At 63.8% G+C, this 4357-nt stretch carries 3 protein-coding genes and 1 pseudogene; 1 reads left to right on the top strand and 3 read right to left on the bottom strand.

Annotated features, from left to right (window positions below):
• On the bottom strand, positions 1-1656 hold a 1656-nt coding region (locus VFL62_RS19065), incomplete at its 3' end, for a sensor domain-containing diguanylate cyclase (RefSeq protein ID WP_325173937.1).
• A gap of 167 nt (positions 1657-1823) precedes the next feature.
• Positions 1824-2891: a hypothetical protein gene (locus VFL62_RS19060; RefSeq protein ID WP_414644773.1), complete on the bottom strand. Its 1068-nt coding sequence runs from the start codon at positions 2889-2891 to the stop codon at positions 1824-1826.
• 281 nt (positions 2892-3172) lie between these two features.
• Here VFL62_RS19060 and VFL62_RS19055 point away from each other — a divergent pair, with 281 nt between their 5' ends.
• A complete protein-coding gene (locus tag VFL62_RS19055; protein ID WP_325173935.1) occupies positions 3173-4189 on the top strand; it encodes a patatin-like phospholipase family protein in 1017 nt (338 codons plus the stop codon).
• Between the two features lie 86 nt (positions 4190-4275).
• Here VFL62_RS19055 and VFL62_RS19050 read toward each other — a convergent pair.
• A pseudogene (locus tag VFL62_RS19050) lies at positions 4276-4357 on the bottom strand (inosine-5-monophosphate dehydrogenase); the annotation flags it as partial.

Genomic DNA, 4357 nt, shown 5'->3' with positions numbered 1-4357 from the left:
GCGATGCACGCCGCCGCCATCGGACTTGGCGCGGTACAGCGCCATGTCGGCGTTGCGCATCAACTCTTCCGAAGTCGAGCCGTCGCTCGGCGCCAGCGCAATGCCGATGCTGGCGCCGATCACGACCTCGACGCCGTCGATATCGTAGCTCGCGCTCAGGACGTCGATCAGCCGGGTCGAGAAATCGCTGACTTCGTTCGGCGAGAGGTTCGACAGGATCACCGCGAATTCGTCGCCACCGAGCCGCGCTGCGAGATGATTGCCGCGCACCTGCGAGCGCAGGCGGTCGGCGACCAGCCTGAGCAACCGGTCGCCCATCGGGTGGCCGAAGGAATCGTTGACATTCTTGAACAGGTCGAGATCGACGCACAGCACGGCGATCCGTTTGCTGCCGGCCTGCGTTTCTTCGAGCGACTGGCGCAGCCGCTCCCGGTAGAATTCGCGATTGGGCAGATCCGTCAGTCCGTCATGGTGGGCCATGTAGGCCACACGCGCTTCGGCTTTGCGGCGCTCGGTAATGTCGACCACGGCGACGAGGTAGCCGTCACGCCCCTCGAACGTCACCCGGCGGCCGAAAGTGAGCACGTGAATCTCGCTGCCATCGGCTCTGATGTGCCGCCAGTTGCGGGTCGATTGATAGGCCTCGCCGACATGCAGCAGCGCTTCCCTGTGGGTGATCCGCTCGTCCTCCGGCCAGATTTCATCGAGCTTCATGCCGAGGAATTTCTCGCGCGCGTAGCCATAGTGCTGGATCGCCGCATCGTTGACGCCGAGAAATTTCGCCGTTTCGGCATCGAACACCCACATCGGCATCGGGTTGTTGTCGAACAGCAAACGGAATGAGGCTTCGCGGCGTTTCAGAGCGGTCACGTCCGAAATGGTCAGCGCAAGAATGTCGCCGAAGGCGACGACGCCGAGTTTCAGGCTCCGCTCGTCACTGTCGAGTTCAAACTGGTCTGCCTTGCCGCTGCCGATCACCGCCAGCAGACGCTCGGCAACATGATGGGCGCTCAGAAGGTTGCGCCCGCCGCCGAGCCGCTGCCACAACAGCTCAGAGGACGGTAGCTTGAGCAACCGCGCCGCGCCGTCATTGTGGTGCACGATCTGGAAATCGAACGGACGACCTTCCGCGTCACGGATCGCCGCCAGCGAGAGCACGCCTTCGTCGGTGGTCGAGAAGATCGCGTCGAGCAGGTTGTATTGCGCCTCGCGTTCGTTGACATAAACGCCGACCAGCGTGTGGCCCCAACGCGACGAGGTCGGTAGCGCCAGCAGATCATAGGTCCGCACCAGACCATCCCGCACACAGTGGGCGATCGAAAGACAAGGACGGCACCTGGCAAGCGAACTGCCGGCAACTTCGGACAAGGCGGTCGCGCAATCCGGCGACAGCGCATCGAGCGCGACTTCGAAGCGATCATGCTCCAGCCAGAGCTGCGCGTAACGGCCGGTGCGCGATACTTCGAGGCCCTGCGGTCCGTCCTTGAGCAAAACAATGTGATCGGCGAGCCGGCCAAGACTCCCCAACATCACGTCTTCGTAAGCCGGCAGCTTATCGCCGGGCCGCATCGCCGCCTGCCACTTGCGCTTGAGAACCGGGATATCATCAAACATCTCGGGTTCGGATTTCTCCGGCGATTTCCTGGCAGCAAGCATGGCATTCCCCAACGCGCAACGACAGCGCGCGTTATCAACGCGGGCCGCGCTTAAGGGGGCGTAAAAATACCGCTCGGCGGACGCCGGAGCCGCGATTATGACAGTTTTAAATCGTGCGATGGTTAGTGTGGATTAGAGACTATGACAGCGCCCGCCGGCTGATGGTCTCAGCGCGCAACGACTTCGACTTCGCCGTCAACGCCGTTAACAACATTGAAAGCGCGTTCGTAAACCTTGCCTTCGTTCTTGGCAATGGCGCGATATTCGCCTTCCGACAGGATGACCTTGGGAAACGCGCCAATCGATTCCTTGATGACGTCGCCGCCCGGCGTGATCACCGACCAAGCGGTGTTGGCCAGTGCCTCGCCGCCCCGGTCACTGACGAGTTTGAGCGTAATCACGGCGGCGCGATGGGTAACGGTGACATCCGTCAGCTTGCCGGCCTGCACGCGGATATCAGAACGCACGACCGAATTGGCATCGCCATAGTTGGAGATGATGTAGTAGGTGCCTTCGGGCAGCATGGCGACGTCGCCGGGCGCGACACTCGGCACAAGCGAGGCGCGTTCCCCGGCCTCGAACTGGCTGCCCTTGTAGATCGCGAACGAAATCTGGTTCTGCGGAATCTTGGAGGTGCCGACGCGGCCCTCGATGCGCAACCCGCCGGCGGGAAGCAGGAATGTTTCGCGATAGGTCTCGGCCTTCAGCGTCATCGGCTTGATCGCGCTGACAAGGCCGAGCGCAACGTGGATGATATAGTTGCCGGGCGGGAGCACGATATTGGGCGTGGCGCTGCGATCCTCGCGAACCAGTTTGATATTGCCGGTCTCGTCTGGCTTGTCGGAAAAGATGCGCCACACCAGCCCGCCGGTGACCGCAGGCTGATCCTTGCCGAACCGCGCCGTCAGCGCCAGCACAGCCTGGTTTGGCGTGGCAGCGCCCGGGGGCGGCGCCGCAACGACCGGCGGCACGGCGGCGACCGCCGGTGGCGCCGTCAGGGGCGGCGGCAGACTGGGAACCGATGCGGGGCCCGAGGAAGGTGCCAGGTTCATGGCCGGGCCTGCCGGCGCTTCCGGCACGGGCGCCGGCGGCACGGGTGGCGGCCGATCGCTGAACAATTGCGCCGATGCGGGGCCGGCAAAGGCGAACGCCGCCGCCAACGCCAACAAGGCCAACACGGGCGCTACGCGCCTATGCCCGCCCAGTTTGCGACCGCCCTGCTTTCCCCAGTTCATGATGGATGCTTTTCACTGAAAACGCGGCAAATTCAAGCCTCGATTGGCCCGGCCGGGGAGATACGGAACCAGTACGGTTCGCCGCCGTTACCTAACTTGATTCTCCGCCGTCCCGTCACATTCTCATCCCAAAGCACGGCATAAACCATGCTTGGCGGCCTTTCTGGCGGGAGCCGCGGGCTCGCGATAGCCTTCGTGCGACCGGTGTCCCGATTCCGGCCCCCGTTTCGGCGATGCGGCCCCTATGGCTGACCGGTCCTACGAGGAGATTGTTTGTAACTGTGCTGAATAACTGGATCGGCCGAGGCCAAAATAACGGAGACTACCAGGGCAAGGCCGGCCGGCGGCCGGTCATCGGGCTCGCGCTCGGCGGCGGAGCCGCCCGCGGCTTCGCCCATATCGGTATCGTCAAAACGCTGGCCGCCCACGGCATCGTTCCCAATGTGGTCGTCGGAACCTCGATCGGTGCGGTGGTCGGCGGCTCCTTTGCCGCCGGACATCTCGACACGCTGGAAGAGTGGGCTCGCGGCCTGCAGCCGCGTAGCGTGTTGTCCTATCTCGATCTCAAGCTGAACGGATCGGGCCTGATCGGCGGCGAAAAGCTTGCCGCAGAGCTTGAGGCCTCGCTGGGCCAGACCCTGATCGAGGACCTGCCGCTGAAATTCGCCAGCGTCGCCACCGAGGTCCGCACCGGTCACGAAACCTGGCTGACCCATGGGCGCCTGGTGGAGGCGATGCGCGCCTCCTATGCCCTGCCCGGGATCTTTTCGCCGGTTCTGATCGGCGACCGCTGGCTGGTCGACGGCGCGCTGGTCAATCCGGTGCCGGTCTCGACCGCCCGCGCACTCGGCGCCGAGATCGTGATTGCCGCCAATCTCTCAAGCGACGTCTTCGCCCATTCCACGACGATCTATTCGCACGGCGCCTCCGCCGTTGCGACCGAGCAGGAGCTGGCGACGGCGCCGCCAAAACGCGGCTTCGGCAAATTCTTCTCGGCCGAACGCGCTGTGAAACGCGAATTTTTTGGCGGCGGCGGCCGGCCCGGCATCTCATCGGTGATGGTGGATGCGTTCAACATCATGCAGGATCGCATCACGCGCGCGCGGCTCGCGGGCGACCCGCCGGATCTCTTGATCACGCCGCGGGTCGGCCAGATCGGCTGGTTCGATTTTCATCGCGCCGACGAATTGATCAGCCATGGCGCCCGCGCGACCGAACGCGCCATCGTTTCGATCCAGGAAGTCGTCGACATCCTGGCGCCGACGCCGGTCACCGCCAAGGCGGTGATCGACGAATAACGTTGCAAAGCCGAATTGATTGCGAAGCTTGCATCAGGGGATTGCCGGATCAGGCGAGCTTCGGCTTTGCGCGCTCTATCGATCGGCTAAGCCGTCTTGATGTACTCGCGCAGCGCTTCCTGCTCGCGCTCGTATTCCTGGACGCGCCACTTGACGATATCGCCGATC

Origin of the sequence: Bradyrhizobium sp. (assembly GCF_035701725.1) — a bacterium.
Classification (GTDB): domain Bacteria; phylum Pseudomonadota; class Alphaproteobacteria; order Rhizobiales; family Xanthobacteraceae; genus Bradyrhizobium.
Note: the sequence above shows the minus strand (reverse complement) of the source record. Positions and strands in the feature narration are given on the sequence as shown.

Coding starts and splice junctions, on each gene's coding strand:
- VFL62_RS19060 (WP_414644773.1), bottom strand. CDS start 2,891: ATGAACTGGGGAAAGCAGGGCGGTCGCAAACTGGGCGGGCATAGGCGC.